The sequence below is a fragment of the Streptomyces pratensis genome (genome assembly GCF_037137275.1).
GTDB classification, from domain to species: Bacteria; Actinomycetota; Actinomycetes; order Streptomycetales; family Streptomycetaceae; genus Streptomyces; species Streptomyces pratensis_B.
In genome coordinates, this window is record NZ_JBBBEN010000103.1 from 182271 (window position 1) to 202355 (window position 20085).

A 20085-nucleotide genomic window follows, 5' to 3' on the forward strand; every position below is an offset into this window, starting at 1 on the left:
CGCACTCCGCCGAAGGGCTCCACCTCGACCAAGAGGAGTTGGACCGTTGAAGCTGCTTCGAGTCGGCACGGCGGGCGCCGAGCGCCCCGCGCTTCTCGACCGCGACGGGACTCTGCGTGATCTGTCGGGGATCGTCCCCGACATCGACGGCGAACTGCTCGCCGACGCCTCCGCGCTCGCCCGGGTACGGGCGGCCGCCGGAACGCCCGGTGTGCTGCCCGCCCTAGATCCGGCGGGGCTGCGCATCGGCCCGCCGCTGGGGCGCATCGGCAAGATCGTGTGCATCGGGCTGAACTACCACGACCACGCGGCCGAGGCGGGGGCGGCGATCCCGGCGGAACCGATCCTGTTCCTCAAGGCCCCCGACACCGTCGTCGGGCCCGACGACACGGTGCTGGTGCCGCGCGGCAGCCGGAAGACGGACTGGGAGGTCGAGCTCGCCGTCGTCATCGGGCGCACCGCCCGCTATCTGGAGTCGGCCGAGGAGGGGCTCGCTCACGTCGCCGGGTACGCGACGGCGCACGACGTCTCGGAGCGCGAGTTCCAGATCGAGCGGGGCGGCACCTGGGACAAGGGCAAGAACTGCGAGACGTTCAACCCGCTGGGCCCCTGGCTGGTGACCGCGGACGAGGTGCCCGACCCGCAGGCCCTGCCGGTACGGCTGTGGGTCAACGGCGAGCTGAAGCAGAACGGCACCACCGCCGACCAGATCTTCCCGGTCGGCGAGGTCGTCCGCTATCTCAGCCACTTCATGACCCTGTACCCGGGCGATGTGGTCAACACCGGTACGCCCGCCGGGGTCGCGATGGGGCAGCCCGACCCGAAGCCGTACCTGACGGCGGGTGATGTGGTGGAGCTGGAGGTGGAGGGGCTCGGCCGGCAACGGCAGCAGCTGAAGTCCGCTTAGCGCGGCAAGCGGGTCGGCCGGGCAGGTCGGCGGGCAGGCCCGTCAGGCAGGCGACCGGCCGGTCGGTGGGCCGGTAGCCGCGCCGGGCGAGGGGGTGGGTCCCGTGGACCGGGCGAGGCGTCGGCCCGGGGAGCCTCGGGCCGACGGCGATCGCCGGGGCCGGGCCCCACCCCCGGCGCATGGCCCGGCCGCGGCCCCGCACCCTGCGCCTGCCCCGGCCGCCCGCTTGCCCGCCCGCTCGCTCGCCCTGGAGCCCGGCTCCCCGACCGGGGCCGTGGGGTTCGCGCGGTACACCTGCCCGGTGGCAGGGTGCGGCTATGGACGAAGCTGAGATATTGCTCCTCGCGGGGCGCGCCGGTGTCGGCAAGACGACCGTGGGGTGGGAGGTTTCGGCACGTCTGCGTGCTGAGGCAGTCGCTCACTGCGTGATCGAGGGCGACTTCATGGGGCAGGCCCACCCCGCTCCGGAGGGAGACCCGCGCCGGAGGAAGATCGCCGAGCGCAACCTGACGGCGCTCTGGTCGAACTACGCCGAACTCGGCTACCGCCGTTTGATCTACACGCAGACGCTGAGCGTCCTGGCGGAGAACGAGGGCATGTTCCGACGCGCCCTGGGCGCCCGCGTCAGGATCGTCCGGGTGGTGCTCACCGCGTCCGACGCCACCGCTCGTGAGCGGCTGACAGGTCGGGAACGGGGGTCGGAGCTGGAGCACGAGGTGGAGGGCAGCGCCCGCAAAGCGCGGATCTTGGACGAGCGGATGCCCTTGGACACGGTGCGGGTGGCGACCGACGGACGTGCCGTGGTCGACATAGCGCGCGACGTGGCGAGTACCACCGGCTGGCTGCCGGGCGTCTCCCCATAGGTTCCTCGCCGCTCGTCGCCGGGCCCGGACGAGGGGGGCAGTGAGGTGACGCGCGGCCGGCGTACGGGGGCGAGCTCGCCCCCGTACGGCCACCACCTCCGCTCACACGCCGCGCTCCCGCATGCCGCGCTCCCGCACGCCGTGGCCGCGCGCCTCGCGGCTCCGGCTTCGTGCGGTCAGGGCCGGGGCGTCGCCGTGAACCGTTCCAGCGCCTCGACCACCATCGAGTGGTCCTCCGCCTGCGGGAGCCCCGACACCGTGACCGTGCCGATCACTCCCGCGCCTGTCACCGCGATGGGAAACGCGCCGCCGTGCGCGGCGTAGACGTCCGGGTCCAGGCGGGAGGACTCCTCGAACGTCGTGCCCTTCGCCCGGAACCGGGTGCCGACCAGATACGAGCTCTCGCCGTACCGCTCGACGACCTTGCGCTTGCGGTCGATCCACGCGTCGTTGTCCGCGCTGGAGCCGGGCAGCGCCGCGTGGAACATCTGCTGTGCGCCGCGCCGGATGTCGATCGCCACGGGCGCGTGCTGCTCGCGTGCCATGGAGACCAGCAGTCCGCCCAGTGCGAACGCGTCGTCATAGCCGAAGCGGGGGAGGGTGAGCCGGCGTTCCTGGGCGATCAGTTCGGAGATGGTGGGGGAGGCGGTGCTCATGCGCGCTGCTCCTCTGCGTCCGGGTGGGGGAGGAGGGTGACCGCTCCGCCTTCGCGGGCGGAGCGGCGGGCCGCCTCCAGGACCTCCAGGGTCGCCGCAGCCTGGAGCGCCGTGACCGGATTGTCGCCGGTGCCGCGCACGGCGGCGGCGACGGCGGCGTAGTAGGCGGGGTAGTCGCCGGGCAGCGTACGGACCGGGGTTCCGCCGCCGGTCAGTGGTGACTCGCCGGAACCGATCCGGCCCCACAGCTCCTCGGGCTCCTCTCCCCAGGGCTCGCCGGCCGAGGGGCGCAGGCCGTCGCGCAGGGCCGCCTCCTGCGGGTCCAGGCCGTACTTGACGTAGCCCGCCGTCGAGCCGAGCACCCGGAAGCGCGGGCCCAGCTGCGCGGTCGTGGCGCTGACGTAGAGGTGCGAGCGGACCCCGTCGGCGTGCGTGATCGCGATGAACGTGTCGTCGTCCGCCGCCGCGTGCGGGCGCCGCACATCGGACTCCGCGTACACCTGGACCGCCGGGCCGAACAGCACCAGCGCCTGGTCGACGACGTGACTCCCCAGGTCGTACAGCAGGCCGCCGATCTCCTGCGGGTCGCCCGACTCGCGCCAGCCGCCCTTCAACCGGGGCCGCCAGCGTTCGAACCGGGACTCGAAGCGCTGCACCTCGCCCAGCTCACCGCCGGCGATCAGCGCGGCCAGGGTGCGGAAGTCACTGTCCCAGCGCCGGTTCTGGAAGACCGAGAGCAGCAGCCCGCGCTCCTCTGCCAGCGCCGCCAGCTCGCGCGCCTCTGCGGCCGACCCGGCGATCGGCTTGTCCACGACCACCGGCAGCCCGGCCCGCAGCGCCGCGGTCGCCAGCGGGACGTGCGTCTTGTTGGGGGAGGCGATCACGACGAGGTCCAGCTCGTCGGCGCGCTCCCACAGCTCGTCCGGCGCGGCGGCGAACCGCACGCCGGGACAGGCGGCACGGGCGTCGGCCCGGCGCTCCTCGTTCGACGTGACGACCGTGTCGAGGACCAGTCCGTCGGTCGCGGCGACCAGCGGGGCGTGGAAGACGGAACCGGCCAGGCCGTAGCCGATGAGGGCGACGCGGAGGGGGGCGGTGGCAGTCATGCCTCCACTTAAGCAACGCTGTTGCCTAAGTGCAAGCGACCGGCACAATGGGGCGGTGAACAGGAGCGAGCCGTGAACAGGGGCAGGGCGACGACGCCGGCGGGTGCGAATCTGCCGACGCTGCGCCACCACAACGCCGCGCTGGTCCTGGACCTGCTGCGGGCGGCCGGGCCCGAGGGGATCAGCCGGCTGGAGCTGGCCGACGGCACCGGGCTCACCCCGCAGGCCGTCAGCAAGATCACCGCCCGGCTGCGGGCGGACGGGCTGGCGGCCGACGCGGGGCTGCGCCCCTCCACCGGGGGCAAGCCGCGCACGGTCCTCCGGCTGGTTTCCGACGCGCGGTTCGCCGTCGGACTGCACCTGGACCGCGACGGGCTCACCGCCGTGCTGGTGGACCTGGCGGGCCGGCCGGTCGCCGTCACCAGCGCCCCGCTGGACTTCGGCGCCCCGGCCGACCGGGTGCTCGCGGACGCGGCCGACGCGGTACGTGACCTGAGCGCCGCCGAACCGCACCGGCCGGTGCTCGGCGTCGGCGTCGCCGTGCCCGGTCCGCTGGACCACCGCGACGGCGTGCTGCACCGGGTCACCGGCTTCCCAGGGTGGAACGGGTATCCGCTGCGGGCCGCGCTGGCCGAACGGACCGGGCTGCCGGTGGTCGTCGACAAGGACACCAACGCGGCCGCTCTCGCCCTGGCGCTGGACCAGCCGGCCGGTGGCGACTTCGCCTACCTCCACCTCGGTACGGGGCTCGGCGCGGGCCTGGTCCTGGGCGGCCAGGTGCACCGGGGCGCGCGGACGGGGGCGGGGGAGTTCGGCCACCAGACCCTCCAGCTGGACGGCCCCCTGTGCGAGTGCGGGGGGCGCGGCTGCATCGAGGCGCTGTGCCTGGCCGCCGAGGCGCGCGGCGACCGGGCGGAGGCCGCGCGGGTCCTGGGGACGGGCGCGGCGAACCTGGTCAGGCTGCTCGACATCGAACGGGTGGTCCTGGGCGGCCGCACGGTGGCCGCCGACGAGGACGCGTACGTTCGGGGCGTGCGGACCGTGATCGGGGAGCGGGCCGCACGGGACGGAGCCGGGCCGGCGGTGACCGTCACCGTGGCCGGGGGCGGGGACCGGCCGGTCGCGGAGGGTGCGGCGCAGTTGGTGCTCGCGCCGGTGTTCGGGCGGGTGGGCGAGCACGCGGACGGGCGGGTGCGGCGAGCGGGCGGCTCCTTCGGGTGACGGGGCGGGCGGGACTCGGGGCGGGCGACTCCCACGGCCGACGGCGTGCCGGGCGTGGGTGTGGCCGGGGCGCGGAGACGGACGTGGGCAGGGCGTGGGCAGGGCGTGGGCCGGGCGCTGGACGCCGAGACGGGCGTGGCCGGGGTGCGCGGAGGAGCGTGGCCCGGGCGTGAGCGGGGCGCCGGACGCGGAGACGGGCGTGGGTCGGACGTGGCGGTGGGGCGGTCGAAGGCCGGTGCGCTCCGGGTTCGGCAATCAGGTGATCATATGAAATGTGTCGGCATGTCGACTCCATGATCCCGCGCGCGCGTGGTTGCGTCGAGGGGCGTCACCGGTGGCTCCCGGCCCCGGCCCCGGATCGTTCGCCGAGCAGCGAAGGGTGTCCCCCTATGCCCCCCACTCCCTGCGGCCGGCCGCGTGACGGCCGTGCGCGCACCGCTCTCGGGCTGGCCGCCGGGATCGCGGTGCCCGCCGCGCTCCTGGGCGGAACGCAGGCGACCGCCCTGCCCGCCCTGCCCGCCCCGGCCGTCCCCGCCTCCTCGGCCGCCGAGCAGCAGCCCGTCTGCGGTGACCTGGATGCTGCGGAGTTCCCCATCGAGACCCGCATTCAGGACGCCCCGGACCGGTACGCCTCCGGCGGCGGGTACGGGACCTGGGTCCTGGAGCTCACCAACACTTCCGCCGCTCCCTGCCGGGCCCTGCACCCGGTCCTCGTCCTCGCCGACCGCGACCGCCGGCTGACGGCGGACCAGATCCAGCTGGAGTTCACCGAGCCCGGCCGCTCCGGCGCGGTGCACCGGGTCACCTGGGAGACCACCGACCGCGACGAGCAGATCGGGGTCTTCGGCGGCGTGGGCGGGAAGAAGGACACGGAAGGCGCCGAAGAGGTGTTCCTCGGGTTCACGGTCCCGGTCGGGAAGACCGTCTCCGTGCGCGTGCGGATGGCGTTCACCTCCGACACCGCCCCCGGCCCGGTCACCGCCCATGCCGCCGTCGTCCAGCGCCGCCATCAGGACAAGGCCAAGGGCGGCGGCCGGGAGGACGGCGACTGGGTGGGGGAGTCGGAGGCGTACCCGTTCGTGATCGCCGACGGGGCCACGGGCGGCATCCGCGAACCGGAGCCCCCCGAGCCCGAACGGCCCCGGCCCGAGCGCCCCGAACCGCGACCGCCCCGGTCGAAGCCCCCGGAGGCCGAACGCACCGGCCCCGGCGACCCCGACTCCCCCCGCACCACCGCCCCGGACACAGAGGCGCCCCGTGCCGAGGCCGGTGCGGGCGAGGAACCGGCCCCCGGTCGCACCATCGGCGCTCACCCGCCCACCCGGCCCGGCAGCGGGGACGGCGGCAGGGACGGTGGCGAAGGGGACGAGGAGCACCCCGGCCTCCCGGTCCGTGACGGCGCGGAGCGACCGCTGCCCGAACTCGCCCGCACCGGACCGGCGTCGCTGTCCTGGGCCGGGGCCGCCGCCGGGGCGCTCGTCCTCGGCGGAGCCGGCCTCGTCCTGCACGCCCGCCGGCTCCGCCGCACCACCGGCTGACCTGCGACCGGGGGCGGCGACCGGCGGTGTCCGGAGGCCGCCGGCGGGCTCGCGTACGGGCCGGCCACGACTTCGGCGCGGCGAGCGCCGCCCACCGCAAGGCGATCCAGGTCCAGGACGGCCACCTCGGCCGCCTCCTCGCCGCGATCCGGGCCCGCCCCACGTACGCGAGCGAGCGGTGGAGCGTCATCGGCACCACCGACCGCGGGCACACCGACTCCGGCGGCAGCGCCGTCGAGGAGCGCCGCACCTTCGTCCTCGCCCAGGGCCCCGGCATCGCGGCCGGCGCACGCCCCGCCGACACCCGTCTCGTCGTCGCCGCCGCCACCGTGTTCCGGCAGCTCGGCATGGTCCCCGACTTGGCCTGGGGCCTGGACGGCAAGCCGATCCAGGAGCACTCCACCGACCCGTTCGACGCGCTCTGCCCGGCGCCGGCCGACCGGGCCGACGGGAGCGGCATCCCGGCGGGCGCCCTCGGCTCGACGCACACCGCGCCCAGCGGCTGGTCGACCGTCAACTCCGTGCTGGGCGCCGGGGGCTTTGCGGAGTGGCGCGGCCGGTCCTTCGCCACCGACGAGTTCTGGAGCCGCACCCACCGCGACAAGTCCCGCGAACCCGACGGCCGCGCGCGGGGTGTTCGCGGTCGCCGACTCCGACGAGTGGGCGGACCGGGCCCCCTCCGGCACGTACGACTCCACGCTCGTCACCCCGGCGTACGCGGTCGGCGGCAAGCGCACCGTGACGCTGAGCTTCACCACCCTGTACCGGCAGGAGGGCGGCCGGGGGCGCCCAGGTCCTCGCCTCCTGGAAAGGCGGCACGCCGGTCGTCGTCCACTCCTGCACCGCGGACGTCGTCTCGCGGCCCCCGTCGCTGACCCTGGACGTCCCGTCCCACGGGGCCGACGTGAGCTTCCGGTTCCACTGCACCGGAAGCAACAACTGCTACTGGGTGATCGACGGGGTCGAGATCACCGCGGGCTAATTATGCTGGGGGCGCCGGGACGGCGTGGTCCGGGCACCCCCAACACGCAGTGCGTACGGCAGGAGTCCCGACACATGGCAGAGCGCAAGCCGATCACATCCTGGCTCACCGACATGGACGGCGTCCTCATCCACGAGGGCATCCCGGTCCCCGGCGCCGACGCCTTCATCAAGCGGCTGCGGGATTCCGGGCTGCCCTTCCTCGTCCTCACCAACAACTCCATCTACACCGCACGCGACCTGCACGCGCGGCTGAACCGCATGGGCCTGGACGTGCCCGTGCGGAACATCTGGACCTCCGCGCTCGCCACCGCGCAGTTCCTGGACGACCAGCGCCCCGGCGGCACCGCGTACGTCATCGGCGAAGCCGGCCTCACCACCGCGCTGCACGACATCGGGTACGTCCTGACCGACCACGCCCCCGACTACGTGGTGCTCGGCGAGACCCGCACGTACAGCTTCGAGGCGCTCACCAAGGCGATCCGGCTGATCAACGCCGGCGCCCGCTTCATCTGCACCAACCCCGACGAGACGGGTCCGTCCGCAGAGGGCCCGCTGCCCGCCACCGGGTCGGTCGCCGCGCTCATCACCAAGGCCACCGGCAAGGAGCCGTACTTCGCGGGCAAGCCCAACCCGCTGATGATGCGGACCGGGCTGAACGCCATCGGCGCGCACTCCGAGACCAGTGCCATGATCGGCGACCGGATGGACACCGACGTGCTGGCCGGTCTGGAGGCGGGCATGCAGACCTTCCTGGTCCTCACCGGGCTGACCGGCGTCGACGACGTCGACCGCTATCCGTTCCGCCCGTCGACCGTCGTCGACTCCATCGCGGACCTGGTCGACCTCATCGACCTGCCCGACCAGGCGGACCGGACCTGACCCGCGCGGCCCGCGTCCGCCGTCGCCCGAACGGAGGGCTGCGGATGCGGGCCGCCTCCTCAGGCGGGAACCTTCCAGCAGGAGGTTCACGATGCGTTCCATGCCCCTCACGTTCTGTGCCGCAGCGGCGGCCGCGCTCATAGCCGGGCCCGCGCCGGCGGCTCTGGCGTCCCCGGCCGCCCCGGCCGGCGACGACGACCGAGCCACCGTCTCGGTCACCCCCTCCACGATCGCCCCCGGCGGGCAGGTGGAGCTGTGGACCGATGCCTGCGGCAAGGGCCGCCAGGCGAAGGCCCGCTCCGACGCCTTCGCCGCGGAGGCCCACTTCACCCCCGCGGACGACCAGGGCCTCTTCGCGGAGGCCAGGATCAGGCCGGACGCCGAGCCCCGCTCCTACGACGTCCGGGTGGTGTGCGAGGGCGGCAAGGGCAGGGCCACCGGCGCCCTCACCGTCATCCACCACCACCGGCCCTCGCCCGCCGCACCCGTCAAGGCGGGCGGCGGAGGCGCGGCCACCCTCGCCGAGCGCTCTGCCGAGGCCGAGGGCCCCGGAACCCGGCACGCGGTGATCGGGCTGGCCCTGGCGGCCGTCGCGGCCGTCGCCGTCGCCCTGCGCACCTCGCGCCGCCGACGCGGCCCGGCCGCGGACTGACGTGGGAGCCCCGGACCGCCCGGCAGGCGCCGGGCGACTGATCACCGGAGTGGCCTGGGCCGTGCTGCTGCTGGGCCTGTGGCTCTGGGGCCGGGCGAACGGCGACGGGTTCGTCGGACTGTCCGGCCCCACCACGGGCGACGTGGCCGCGGTCGGCCGTCCCCTCTCCACCCCGCTGCCGCCGGCCCACGCCCCCCTCGACGGAGTGGCCCCCGCACGCGTCGACGTCCCCTCCGTGGGGATCTCGGCCCCGGTGATCCCCCGGGGCCTGGACGAGGACGGGGCCCTCGAGCCGCCCCCGTACGGACTGCCGAAGACCGCCGGCTGGTACGGCGACGGGGCACGGCCCGGTGCGAAGGGCGCCTCGCTGTTCGTCGGCCACGTCGACACCGAGACGAAACCGGCCGTCTTCTACGGGCTCAGCGCGGTGAAGCCGGGTGCGCGCATCGAGGTCACCCGGGCCGACGGCAGCGTCGCGGAATTCACCGTGGACGACGTCCGGGTGGTGACCCGCGAGCGCTTCGACGCCCGGAAGGCCTACGGGCCCCGCGAGGACGGGCGGGCCGAGCTGCGGCTGCTCACCTGCGGCGGAACGTACGACCACCGCACCAGGTCCTACACGGCGAACGTGGTCGTCTCGGCCTACCTCACCGGCGCGCGGGAGGCGGCGGCCGGACGGGACCGCGTCCGGGCCGCGGCAGCCGACCGCGCCTGACCGGAGCACGCCTCCCCGGCCCGGCCGGCCGCCTCAGTCGGCGCGGGATGTCCGGAACCGACGCCCCGCCATGATCGTTGCAGGGGTGCGGGCGAGCCCCGGAGGGCGGCCGACCGCTGTGCCAGGATGGCCGGACCGGCAGCACCTCGGTGCGACCCGGTGAGCGACAGTGCAGGCAGTGCACCCGAGGGGGAGTGGATGTACGGCAGTCACACCGGCCGGTTCCGCACGCGCAGGCGTGCGACGGGCCTGCGGACGACCGGTACGGCGGCGGCGGTCGGAGCGGCCCTGCTGCTGACGGCCTGCTCCGGAGGTGACGGCGGCGCCGGCGACGGCGGCGAGAAGGCGGCGCCGACCGTCGGGCAGCGGCCCAAGGCCGAGGACCCGTACTGGGTCAACCCCGAGGGGAACGCGGCCCGCCAGGTCGCCGCGTACACCGCGGAGGGCGACGACGAGAAGGCCGCGCTGATAGGGAAGATTGCGCGGCAGCCGGTCGGCGAGTGGGTCGGTCCCCACGACCCGAAGGACGAGGTGCAGGCCGTCACAGAGGCGGCGGCCGCCGCCGACCGGGACGCCCTGCTGGTCCTCTACAACATCCCGCACCGCGACTGCGGCCAGTTCTCCAAGGGAGGAGCCGCGGACGGCGACGCCTACCGGGCCTGGCTGGACAGCGTCGCCCGGGGCATCGGCGACCGCCGGGCGACCGTGATCCTGGAGCCGGACGCCCTGCTCCACCTGGTCGACGGCTGTACGCCCGAACAGTTCCACGAGGAGCGCTACGACCTCCTCAAGGGCGCCGTCCAGCGGCTGAAGCAGCAGCCCCGGGCCACGGTCTACCTGGACGCGGGCAACGCGGGCTGGCAGTCGCCCGACGCCCTGTTCCAGCCTCTCCGGCGGGCCGGGGTCGCGGAGGCGGACGGCTTCTCGCTCAACGTCTCCAACTTCCAGACGACGGCCGTCAGCACCGAGTTCGGCAAGAAGCTGTCGCAGAAGATCGGCGGCAAGCCGTTCGTCATCGACACCAGCCGCAACGGCAACGGGCCCTACACCGGCGGCGACCCGGCCGAGAGCTGGTGCAACCCCCCGGGCCGTGCGCTCGGCGAGGCCCCCACCACGCGAACCGGCGACGACCTGGTCGACGCCTACCTGTGGATCAAGCGCCCCGGCGAGTCGGACGGCGAGTGCAAGGGCGGCCCGAAGGCGGGCGACTGGTGGCCGGAGTACGCCCTGGGCCTGGCCCGCGCCTCGCAGTGACCGGGGGCCGGGGGCCGTGGCGGCGGATGCCGCTGCGCTACGGCCCCCGTGTCACGCCCGCGGTCTACTCGGGCACCTCCACCCACATGCCCTCGGACGGGGTGCCCTGGTCGTCGGTGACGAAGAGCATGTACCACCCCGCCGGCACCAGCGCCCGGTTCTCCGGCACGGTGACGGTGATCCCGTCCGCCGACTTCTCCAGCTCCAGTGCGATGCTGCGCTGGTCGGTGTCGGTGACATGGGTGACCGCCGAGGGCCGCATCAGCTTCGCCGAGGTGATGGAGGAGGCGTGCTGGGTGGTGAACAGCCCGGTGCCGCCGCGCTCGATGCGCTGGGGCCCGGCCGTCAGCTCCGGCCGTGAGTCCCGGTAGAGGTACGGCGGGGTGTAGATCTCGATGCGCTGCTCGAAGACGCCGGGCCGGGTGTTGGCCTTGTCGGAGAAGAGCGAGTCCGACCCGAAGATCATGACCCGCCCGTCCGGCAGCAGCACGGAACCCGAGTGGTAGTTCCGGCCGACGGCCGGGTCCGCGACCCGCTGGTAGGTGTCCGTCTTCGCGTCGTACAGCCGGGCCTGGAGCACGTTCGAACCACTGCGGCCCCGGTAGTCGCTCGAACCGCCGGTGACCAGGAGGGAGTCGTCGGGCAGCAGCGAGGCGCTGGGGTAGCGGGTGCCCTCGGAGAGCGAGGCCCCGTCGGTGAACGCGGGGTCCTTCTCCTGGAGGTCGACCAGCCGGGACTTCTCGCTGGACTTCTCCGACTCACCGACCCCGCCGCCGCCGATCACCATGAACTTCTCGTCCTGGGCGGGGGGCAGCCGGACGGTCGCGGAGGTCTCCATCTGATCCGGGTCGCTGAGCCCGGGGATCTTCTCGAACGTGTTGGTGGACAGGTCCCACACGCCCGGGTCACGGCCCACGTCCGCCGGCCCGTAACCGGCGTTGGAGCCGGAGTAGAACAGCTTGCCGTCGTTCAGGAGGAAGACCGCCGGGTAGGTGGGGAACTTGCGGACGATGCCGGTGTACTCCCACTCCTTGGTCTCGGGGTCGTAGACCTCGTCCTTGCCCGGGACGATCTGCCCGATCTCGTCCAGACCCGACAGCGCGAGGACCTTGCCGTCCTCCAGCGTCGTCAGGGTCGGATACCAGCGGGCCTCGTTCATCGGGTCGACGGGGATGTACTCCTCCGCGACCGGGTCGAACTCGAAGGCCTCCCGGATGCCCTGGAAGTCCTTCTTGTCCAGGGCCAGCTTCTGCGCGATGCCGTAGACGTTGCGGGCGTCCGAGCCGGAGAGGCCCGCGACCCGGTAGTTGTCCTCGGTGCCGGTCTCGTACTCCTTGCCGCTCTTCTGCGCCTCGACGTAGATCCGGCCGAGACCGGGGTCGTTGCGCAGGAACGCGCCGGTCTCCTCGTCGAAGACCTTGGTGGCCTTCTCGACCAGCACCGGGTCCTTGGAGACGAACGTCCTGCCGTTCTCCTTGCCGGTGAACCGGGTGCCCGCGGGCAGGGTGACCGGCTTGTCCGGGTTCTCGTTGTGGACGATCATCAGGCCGCCGGCCTTGGTGACGTCGCCCTGGAGCTTCTCGTAGCGCTTGGTGCCGCCGGCTATGAGGAGCTTGCCGTCGGGCAGCTGGGTGTGCCCGGCGCAGAAGAGGTCCTCGGGCGTGTGGATGTCCTTGAAGACGTTCGTCTTCGGGTCCCACAGCACCGAGCGGAAGCTCTTGGCGTCGAAGTTCTTCTGGTTGTTCCCGGAGCCCGCGACGAGCAGCACCTTGCCGGTGTGCAGCAGCGCCGCGTGGATCGTGTTGATCCGGTGCTCGGACGGGACGTCCAGGAAGTCCCAGTGGCCGTTGGCCGCTTTGTACTCCGGCTTGTTGATCGTGTACTCGTGATAGCGCTCGGTGCTGAAGCGGTACAGCCACGGCCCGTTCGCTCCCGCGAGCGCGAGAACCACCGCCGTACTGATCGCCAGGCGGCGGGTACGGCGGCTCGGACGGTACTTCATTTCTTGCGTCCCCCCAGGGCGATCTGCATGGTCTGGTCGTTGCCCGGCGCTCCGGGCGGCGGCTGGTGCCGCGGCTTCGGTTCGGGGGCCGGTCCGCCGCTGCGGTGCGACCCGCCCGAGCGGCGCTTCTTCTTCTCGTCGCGGATCGTGTACCGCCAGCCGACGATCGGCGCGGCGGTGATGAGCAGCGCCAGCGAGGCCCAGGTGACCATCGCGGGATGGCTGTGCCCCAGAAAGAACGAGCTGGTCATCGACGCGCCGAAGACGACGATGAAGAACAGGTGGATGCGGAAGGTGCCGAAGAGGGTGTCCGGGCTGGACGAGTCGCCCTTGGGGGTCACGACGAACGAGCTCTTGCGGCGCAGCACCGCGTCCATCAGCGAGCGCGCGTAGATCGGCGCGGAGAGCGCGGACATCACCATGCCGGCCAGGCCGCCGGAGCCCTCGGGCTCGTGCGGCGAGACGTTGTGGCGGCGGTTCCAGATGTACAGGCCGATCTGGAGCGCGGAGGCGTTGCCGTACAGCATCATCCAGATCGTCGGGTCGATCTGCACGCCGGAGGCGCCCATGCCGAGGAACAGTGCGCAACTGAGCGCCGCGAGAATCCAGTTCAGGGCCGACATGGGGTAGAAGATGATCATCATCGTGTAGTTGAAGAGCTTGCCGGGGGGCATGGTCCCGAAGCCCTTCCAGAACTGCCCGATGATCGTCTCGTAGGTGCCCCGCGACCAGCGCAGCTGCTGGGTGAAGAAGTCCGTCCACGCCGTCGGCCCCTCGCCGACGGCCAGCACGTCCGGGGTGTAGACCGAGCGCCACTTCTTCCCGGTGGCCGGGTTGCGGTGGCGGTGGATCTCGAAGCCGGTGGCCATGTCCTCGGTGATCGAGTCGTAGAGCCCGCCGATCTGCTTGAGCGCCGAGATGCGGACCGCGTTGCTGGTGCCGACGAACATGGGCGAGCCATAGCGGTTGCCCGCGCGCTGGATGAGGGCGTGGAAGAGGAACTGCTGCGACTCGGCGGCCTTGGTCACGAAGGTGTCGTAGTTGCCGTAGACCTGCGGGCCGATGACGAAACCGACGTCCGGGTCGCGGAAGTAGCCGAGCATCCGCTCCAGGTAGTTCGCCATCGGGATGTGGTCGGTGTCGACCGAGGCGAAGAAGTCGTAGTCGCCGCCGTGCGCGTCCAGCCAGGCGTTGTAGTTGCCGTGCTTGGTCTTGGCGCGGTGCGGGCCCTTGGCCTGGTTCCAGTGCGCCACGCCCTTGCGGGAGAAGTGGTGCACGCCGAGCCGGGCGCAGACCTCCTTGACCGCCGGGTCGTCGCCCTCGTCCAGCAGCCAGACGTGCATCAGTCCGCGGTGACGAATCCGCACGGCCGCCTCCAGGGTCTTCGTCACCATCTCCAGCGGTTCCTTGCCGGGGACGAAGGAGGTGAGGAAGGCGACCTTGGTGCCGGCCTCCGGGACCACCGGGACCGGGTCCCGGGCGACCAGGGTGGCGTGCGCGTTGGACAGGACGTTCATCGTGCGGAACAGCTCGATCAGCCCGATCGAGACCAGCATGACGATGTCGAGGACCAGCAGCAGGTCGTTGTCCAGGTTCGGATCGCGGTCCGTCCAGTGGCTGGGTTGCATCAGCCAGGCGAAGAGACCGAGCGAGACGAGCGGAGCCGCGCCGAGCAGGAGCGCCGCGCGCACCCGGTGCGGCTCCTGGGATATGAGCGAGCGGTACTGGACCCGGTACGGCTTGCCCGCGGGCGGCTGGGTCAGCGGTCCGGCGAGCCGGCTGTAGTGCTCGTAGTCGTAACGCGGCAGCTCTTTCTTCGCGCGCCGCCGTGCTCCTCCGGTCCGCAGCTGCGACGGTATGCGCAGTTGTGTGGTCCGGGAAGCGTCGTTCTCCTGCCGGTCGCCTGGCGGCGTCATGGGTCATCCCCCCGCACGCATGATGGTGCGTGATTGGTCGGTCTCGTCGTGCGCGGTGGCTCCCCGTTCTTCACCGCGCACGCACACGGTGGTGAGCCGCCGTCCCCACGGACAGGGACGGGCGGCTTCCGGTTGCATGATGCACTCCCGGCGTCCGCCTCTGAGCGGGGCCCCCACCCCACGGTGCGGACAACCGGAACGTCACGTTCTGCTGAGCCAACTGTACGGATCAGCGGCCGCCTTGGAGTCGGCGGTTCCCCGACAGATTGTCCGAGACCCCACGGGATCGCAAGGGTGAAAAGGGCCCATTGCCAGCTATGTGCCTAATTTCTGCCCCAGGCTGTGAAGGAGGTGTGACGAAGCGGGGGTCGACGCCCCTGTGTGTTCCGGCGCCATCCGCCGACGGCGCGAGACCGCGAAGCCGCAGCGTGCCCACGCGGTCACGGGGTGCCACGAAGAGGTGGGCGGGGAATGACCAAGGCCCCCTCGCATTCCGCGAGGGGGCCTTGGTCGTGCGTGCGCCGTCAGGGACTCGAACCCCGGACCCGCTGATTAAGAGTCAGCTGCTCTAACCAACTGAGCTAACGGCGCCTGCTGACCTGGAGAACTCTACCCGACTCCCAGGGGTGCCCCGAACCATTTACCGGCCGCCACGCCCCGTCAGATGGTCGTTTTTTCCCATTGGTCCGTCAAAATGCGATAGGTCAGGACAGTTGAAACGCTGACGCCCGTTGCAGCTGCGCCCAAAGATCTTGACGAGTGACGAGTGCGGAGGGGAATCGCATGACTGTGCCGGTCTTCGAGGAGTACGAGCCCGCCATCGACTGCACCTGTGCGGGGTGTGCCGCCCAGCGGCGCACCGCTGCGAGGGCCCTGCCGCTGCGGTCCGGCGGGCACCCGGCGGCGCACGGCGCGCGCCGCGCCCTGGTGCTGGCCACCGCCGCCGGAGTGGTCCTCTCCTGCGGGGCCGCCGGTGCGGCCGTCGCCGCCGGTCATGACCCCGGGGCCCTGCGGCCGGCCGGGGGCCCCGGCCCCCAGCCGGCCGGGGGCCCCGGCCCCCAGCCGGCCACGCCGCAGGGGAAGGCGGGCCCGCTGAGGGGCGCCGGCGCGTCGGGGCCCCCGGTCGCCGGATCGGCCCCGCGCGCGACGACGCGCGCCGACATCATCAACCGGGCCAAGAAGTGGGTGGCCGCGAAGGTTCCGTACAGCATGGAGGAGTACTGGTCGGACGGTTACCGCCAGGACTGCTCCGGCTATGTGTCGATGGCCTGGAACCTCGGCGGCAACGAGTGGACCGGCAGCCTCGCCGCGTACGGGACCCGGATCGCCCGCGCCGACCTCCAGCCCGGCGACATCCTCCTCTTCCACAACCCCGCCGACCCCGCCAAGGGCTCCCACGTCACGATCTTCGGCGGCTGGACCGACCACACGCGCACCCACTACGTCGCCTACGAACAGGCGCGCCCCCGGACGCGGAAGCAGTCGACGCCCATGGCGTACTGGAACAACTCGGATGGATATGTGGCCTACCGGTACAAAGGGGTCAGCAGTGGTGTGCCCGGTTCGGGCTCCTCCACGGCCTTCCCCGGCGTCGAGCGCTTCGGCCCCGGAGCGGACAACGCCGATGTCACCCAGCTCGGCCGGATGCTGGTCCAGCGGGGCGGCGAACGCTTCTACTCGGTCGGCCCGGGGCCGGTGTGGGGGACGGCCGACCAGCGCGCCACCCAGGCGTTCCAGCAGGCACAGGGGTGGCGGGGCGAGGAGGCCGACGGCATCCCCGGCCCGGACACCTGGCGCCTGCTGGTCACCGGCGCGGGGCGCGACATTCCGGCCGCCGGTGCGGGCGGCAGCCCGAACACGGTCGTCGCGTTCCCCGGACCCGGCTATTTCCAGCCGGGTCGCTCCAGCAGCCATGTCGACCGGCTCGGCCGGCAGTTGGTGAAGAAGGGATACGGCAAGCACTACGTATCGGGCCCCAGCCCGCACTGGACCGAGGCAGACCGCCGCAACGTCGAGGCGTTCCAGCGGGCCCAGGGCTGGCGCGGCGGTGCGGCCGACGGTTATCCGGGGCCGGAGACCTGGCGCCGGCTCTTCGCGTGACGTGACGGAAAGGAATCGGGAACCGGTGACCCTCCCAGACGACGACCAGACCACCCGGACCACCCCCACCGACCACACCCCCCGGCGCGGCCCGGCGGACGGCCACCTCCCGCCGTCCCTGTTCGACCCCCCGGGGAAGCGGGCCGCCCCGCCGCCGTTGTTCGACGACGGTCGGGCCTGTGCGGCCGGGCGGCCCGTGACCGCCGAGACTCCGCCACCGCTGTTCGGGGGTGGGGGCGGTGGCACCGGCGAGACGCCGTCGGCCCCCCGGCCGGGGCGGGGTGAGGAGCCGCCCCCGCTGTTCCGGCGTGTGGGCGGGGACGCGCCGCCGCCGCTGTTCGGGGGCGAGGACGGGGGCGGGGGAGAAGCTGCCTCTGGGGCGTCGGCCGGCGGTGCGGGCGGGGTCGCTCCGCCGGCCGACGGCGGGGCGGACGGCTCCTTCTCGCCGTCGCCCGGTCGAGCCGACCGGGACGTCCCGCCGCCGCTGTTCGGGGCTCCCGCCGTCCGGGACGACGGGACGGAGGGCGCCGCGCCACCGCCCGCAGGCGCCGCCGCGCCACCGCCCGCCGCACCACCGCCCGCCGCGCCACCGCCCGAGGGCGTCTCCGCGTCCCCGCGCGCCACCGCCCCTGCCAACGTCACCGCCCTCGCGTCGCCGCCCGCCGGTGCGGGCGCGGAGGAACCGGCTCCTGAGTGTGCCGCCCCACCACCGCCGCCGCCCGCGGCGGAACCCCCCGACGGGGGCCGCGCCCGCCGCACCGCGGACGATGGTCCGGCGGGCCCCGCCCCGGCCGGGGGCCGGACCGGCTCCGCAGAGGGCGGCGGCCCGCTCGGAACCGCGGCTGCCGGGACCTCGGTGCGGCCCGTGCCGCTGGACGGGAACCTGTACTTCAAGCCCGCCCGGCGTTCGAGGACGGAGGCCTCGGCGGAGTGGACCCCGCACCCGTCGTACGGGGCGGAGCCGGTGGCCGGGGCCGCCGGGCGCGGGGCCGCCGCCGAGGAGAGCACGCGGGGGGCCGTGACCGACCCGGGCCCCGACACCGAACTGGACCTCGTGCTGGACCTGGCGGCCGGCGACCGGGCCGCCTCCGCCACGTTCTCCGTACCCGCCGCCGCCCCCGCGTCGCCGTCCGCCGCTGCGGCCCCGCCCGCCGGCCGGCGCCACTCCGTCATCGCCAACGAGTCCACCGCCTCCATTCCCGTACACCTCCTCTTCCGCGACGACCTGAAGCCCGCGGGGGCCACCGCCCTGCCCGCGGCGGTCACCCGCCACTCCGCTCCCGGGGACCGTGCGCCCGCCACCCGGCGCCCCCCCGTGCCGCGTTCACCGCAGCCGGGGGTGCGGCCCTCGACCCGGCCCGCCCCCGCCGGCGACCCCCGGCTCGTCGAGCGGCCCGGGCCCGCCCTGCCCGGTTACGCCGCCCTCGCCGTCGGCGGCGCCGCGATCGCCGGCGCCGCGACCCTCCTGTGGTGGCGCGGCGCCCTGCCCGCCGCCTGGCAGAGCGCGGTCGGCCTCGCCCCCCGGGCCGAGGCGGGCGTCGGCGCCGGCGGCTGGGCCCTGCTCGCCCTGCTGGTCACCGTGGCGCTCCTGGCGCTCGGCGGCCTCGGCCGGGGGCGGGTCGGCCACGCGTGGGTGCTGACGCTCTTCGGCGACTACCGGGGCAGCGTCCGCCGCACCGGGCTGGTCTGGATCTCGCCCCTGCTGCTGCGCCGCCGCGTCGACGTACGGCTGCGGCACTGGCGCAGCGAACCCCTGCCCGCCGTGGACGCCGACGGCACCGCGCTGCTGGCGGTCGTCCTGGTGGTCTGGCGGATCGAGGACACCGTGCGGGCCGCCCTGGGCATCGAGGACCACGAGGCGTATCTCAGCGCACAGGTCGAGGCCGCCATGGCCCGGGTCCTGTCGCAGTTGCCCGCCGACGCGTTCCACGAGGACGCCCCGACCCTGCGCGACGCGGAGGCGGTGGGCGACGCGCTGACCCGGATGCTGCAGGCGGACTGCGAACCCGCGGGCGTCCAGGTGTACTCGGCGCAGCCGACCGGCATCGAGTACGCCCCGGAGGTGGCGGCGGCCATGCAGCGCAGGCGGATCGCCGCGATCGACTCCAGGCACCGTGACAGCGTGCTCACCTCCGTGGTGGACGCGGTCGACGACACGGTCAACCGGCTCACGGCCCGGGGCATCGTCGAGCTGGACGACTACGAACGCAAGGCGCTCGTCAGGGATCTGACGGTCGCTTTCTACACCGGTCGCAGCGGAGGCGGCAACGGGGGGTGACCGCTCCGGAGGGGCCGCGGCCCCTCCGGAATAGGACGTCCATTGGTCTGGACATGTTCACGTCTCGTCAATAATCTAAGACCTGGTCTAGACCGCAGTTCTCGTAGTGAGCATCACCGCACCAAGCGCGCAGCACGTCGAGCAGTGCTCATGGAACCTCCCCCACGTTCTAGAGGAGCGACAGCAATGCGGAAAAGGGCAAGCGCGGCCGTGGTCGGCCTGGCGATAGCGGGCGTCTCGGTACTCGCGACGAACACCGCGAGCAGCCACGGCTACACGGACTCCCCCATCAGCCGGCAGAAGCTCTGTGCCAACGGCACGGTCACCGGCTGCGGCAACATCCAGTGGGAGCCGCAGAGTGTCGAGGGGCCCAAGGGCTTCCCGGCAGCGGGTCCGGCGGACGGCAAAATCTGCTCCGGCGGCAACGGGCAGTTCGCCCAGCTCGACGACCCGCGCGGTGGGAACTGGCCCGCCACCCAGGTCACCGGCGGCCAGGGCTACAGCTTCCGCTGGCAGTTCACCGCCCGCCACTCCACCAGCGACTTCCGCTACTACATCACCAAGAACGGCTGGGACTCCACCAAGCCGCTCACCCGTGCGGCCCTCGAATCGCAGCCGTTCATGACCGTGCCCTACGGCAACCGGCAGCCGCCGTCCACCCTGACCCACCAGGGCACGATCCCCACCCAGAAGAACGGCAAGCACATCATCCTCGCCGTGTGGAACGTCGCGGACACCGGTAACGCGTTCTACGCGTGCTCCGACGTCAAGTTCTGACCACCGAGAGCAGACGGTCACCGTGCGGTGCCGCGAGGAGTCGCCGGCGCCGGCACGGAGTCCGCACGACCGTCACGGGGACGACCACCGGCCCGCCCGGCAGCACGACCCCACCGTGCCCCGTCATCACCGGGTGGTCACCGGCGCCGCCGCACGGCGGACCCGCCGCCCCCGCGGCGGGCCGCGCCCCGGCGTAGTGCTCGACGGCATGTGACGTACACAGCACAGTGGGCGGCC

General features: G+C 73.5%; 15 protein-coding genes, 2 tRNA genes and 1 pseudogene (1 of these 18 cut by a window edge). 12 read left to right on the top strand and 6 right to left on the bottom strand.

The window, feature by feature from the left end:
- The first annotated feature begins 46 nt into the window (after positions 1–46).
- Entirely contained in the window at positions 47–907 is an 861-nt protein-coding gene (locus V9U70_RS29950; protein WP_336680314.1) for a fumarylacetoacetate hydrolase family protein, read from the top strand.
- A 317-nt stretch (positions 908–1224) separates the two neighbouring features.
- Positions 1225–1770 (top strand): AAA family ATPase, encoded by a 546-nt coding sequence (locus V9U70_RS29955; RefSeq protein ID WP_336680315.1) that lies wholly within the window; start codon positions 1225–1227, stop codon positions 1768–1770.
- A 176-nt stretch (positions 1771–1946) separates the two neighbouring features.
- Here V9U70_RS29955 and V9U70_RS29960 read toward each other — a convergent pair whose 3' ends face one another.
- On the bottom strand, positions 1947–2426 hold the full coding sequence (locus V9U70_RS29960; protein WP_336680316.1) for a heme-degrading domain-containing protein: 480 nt from the start codon (positions 2424–2426) through the stop codon (positions 1947–1949).
- Positions 2423–3532, bottom strand: coding sequence for a Gfo/Idh/MocA family oxidoreductase (locus tag V9U70_RS29965; RefSeq protein WP_336680317.1), 1110 nt, complete (start codon positions 3530–3532; stop codon positions 2423–2425). The genes V9U70_RS29960 and V9U70_RS29965 overlap by 4 nt, the downstream gene beginning before the upstream one ends.
- A gap of 72 nt (positions 3533–3604) precedes the next feature.
- Between V9U70_RS29965 and V9U70_RS29970 the strand changes: the two genes are divergently transcribed.
- The 7 genes and pseudogenes from V9U70_RS29970 (at position 3605) to V9U70_RS30000 (ending at position 10775) form a co-directional block, all read left to right on the top strand.
- Complete coding sequence (locus V9U70_RS29970; protein WP_336680318.1) at positions 3605–4753, top strand: ROK family transcriptional regulator; 1149 nt, start codon at positions 3605–3607, stop codon at positions 4751–4753.
- A 389-nt stretch (positions 4754–5142) separates the two neighbouring features.
- Positions 5143–6291 carry a peptidase gene (locus V9U70_RS29975; RefSeq protein ID WP_336680319.1) on the top strand — a complete coding sequence of 383 codons (1149 nt, stop codon included), beginning with the start codon at positions 5143–5145 and terminating at the stop codon, positions 6289–6291.
- A gap of 59 nt (positions 6292–6350) precedes the next feature.
- Positions 6351–7273 (top strand): annotated as a pseudogene (locus tag V9U70_RS29980) (alkaline phosphatase family protein); the annotation flags it as partial.
- A 74-nt stretch (positions 7274–7347) separates the two neighbouring features.
- Complete coding sequence (locus tag V9U70_RS29985; RefSeq protein WP_336680320.1) at positions 7348–8154, top strand: HAD-IIA family hydrolase; 807 nt, start codon at positions 7348–7350, stop codon at positions 8152–8154.
- Between the two features lie 91 nt (positions 8155–8245).
- Entirely contained in the window at positions 8246–8806 is a 561-nt protein-coding gene (locus V9U70_RS29990) for a hypothetical protein (protein ID WP_336680321.1), read from the top strand.
- A 1-nt stretch (position 8807) separates the two neighbouring features.
- Positions 8808–9521 (top strand): class F sortase, encoded by a 714-nt coding sequence (locus tag V9U70_RS29995; RefSeq protein WP_336680322.1) that lies wholly within the window; start codon positions 8808–8810, stop codon positions 9519–9521.
- Between the two features lie 198 nt (positions 9522–9719).
- A complete protein-coding gene (locus tag V9U70_RS30000) occupies positions 9720–10775 on the top strand; it encodes a glycoside hydrolase family 6 protein (protein WP_336680414.1) in 1056 nt (351 codons plus the stop codon).
- Positions 10776–10839: 64 nt separating this feature from the next.
- Here the strand turns inward: V9U70_RS30000 and glxA are convergent, their stop codons facing one another.
- From glxA to V9U70_RS30015, 3 genes are all read right to left on the bottom strand, one after another.
- Complete coding sequence (gene glxA / locus V9U70_RS30005) at positions 10840–12777, bottom strand: radical copper oxidase GlxA (RefSeq protein WP_336680323.1); 1938 nt, start codon at positions 12775–12777, stop codon at positions 10840–10842.
- Entirely contained in the window at positions 12774–14693 is a 1920-nt protein-coding gene (locus tag V9U70_RS30010) for a glycosyltransferase family 2 protein (protein WP_336680324.1), read from the bottom strand. Before V9U70_RS30010 ends, glxA begins: the two co-directional genes overlap by 4 nt.
- 517 nt (positions 14694–15210) lie before the next feature.
- Positions 15211–15284 (bottom strand) — tRNA-Lys (locus V9U70_RS30015).
- 192 nt (positions 15285–15476) lie between these two features.
- On the opposite strand from V9U70_RS30015, the gene V9U70_RS30020 reads away from it, so the two are divergent.
- The 3 genes from V9U70_RS30020 to V9U70_RS30030 all read left to right on the top strand — a co-directional run bounded on the left by V9U70_RS30020 (position 15477) and on the right by V9U70_RS30030 (position 19848).
- Positions 15477–16793: a peptidoglycan-binding protein gene (locus V9U70_RS30020; protein WP_336680325.1), complete on the top strand. Its 1317-nt coding sequence runs from the start codon at positions 15477–15479 to the stop codon at positions 16791–16793.
- A gap of 25 nt (positions 16794–16818) precedes the next feature.
- Entirely contained in the window at positions 16819–19071 is a 2253-nt protein-coding gene (locus tag V9U70_RS30025) for an SPFH domain-containing protein (RefSeq protein ID WP_336680326.1), read from the top strand.
- A gap of 186 nt (positions 19072–19257) precedes the next feature.
- On the top strand, positions 19258–19848 hold the full coding sequence (locus tag V9U70_RS30030; RefSeq protein WP_336680327.1) for a lytic polysaccharide monooxygenase auxiliary activity family 9 protein: 591 nt from the start codon (positions 19258–19260) through the stop codon (positions 19846–19848).
- Positions 19849–19992: 144 nt separating this feature from the next.
- Here V9U70_RS30030 and V9U70_RS30035 read toward each other — a convergent pair.
- Positions 19993–20085 (bottom strand) — tRNA-Lys (locus V9U70_RS30035); it runs 106 nt beyond the window's last position.

What these genes read in the sequence shown, in the direction of transcription:
- V9U70_RS29955 (WP_336680315.1), top strand. Translation starts at nt 1,225, where the DNA reads ATGGACGAAGCTGAGATATTGCTCCTCGCGGGGCGCGCCGGTGTCGGC.
- V9U70_RS29960 (WP_336680316.1), bottom strand. Translation starts at nt 2,426, where the DNA reads ATGAGCACCGCCTCCCCCACCATCTCCGAACTGATCGCCCAGGAACGC.
- V9U70_RS29965 (WP_336680317.1), bottom strand. Translation starts at nt 3,532, where the DNA reads ATGACTGCCACCGCCCCCCTCCGCGTCGCCCTCATCGGCTACGGCCTG.
- V9U70_RS29975 (WP_336680319.1), top strand. Translation starts at nt 5,143, where the DNA reads ATGCCCCCCACTCCCTGCGGCCGGCCGCGTGACGGCCGTGCGCGCACC.
- V9U70_RS29985 (WP_336680320.1), top strand. Translation starts at nt 7,348, where the DNA reads ATGGCAGAGCGCAAGCCGATCACATCCTGGCTCACCGACATGGACGGC.
- V9U70_RS29990 (WP_336680321.1), top strand. Translation starts at nt 8,246, where the DNA reads ATGCGTTCCATGCCCCTCACGTTCTGTGCCGCAGCGGCGGCCGCGCTC.
- V9U70_RS30000 (WP_336680414.1), top strand. Translation starts at nt 9,720, where the DNA reads ATGTACGGCAGTCACACCGGCCGGTTCCGCACGCGCAGGCGTGCGACG.
- glxA (WP_336680323.1), bottom strand. Translation starts at nt 12,777, where the DNA reads ATGAAGTACCGTCCGAGCCGCCGTACCCGCCGCCTGGCGATCAGTACG.
- V9U70_RS30010 (WP_336680324.1), bottom strand. Translation starts at nt 14,693, where the DNA reads ATGACGCCGCCAGGCGACCGGCAGGAGAACGACGCTTCCCGGACCACA.
- V9U70_RS30020 (WP_336680325.1), top strand. Translation starts at nt 15,477, where the DNA reads ATGACTGTGCCGGTCTTCGAGGAGTACGAGCCCGCCATCGACTGCACC.
- V9U70_RS30030 (WP_336680327.1), top strand. Translation starts at nt 19,258, where the DNA reads ATGCGGAAAAGGGCAAGCGCGGCCGTGGTCGGCCTGGCGATAGCGGGC.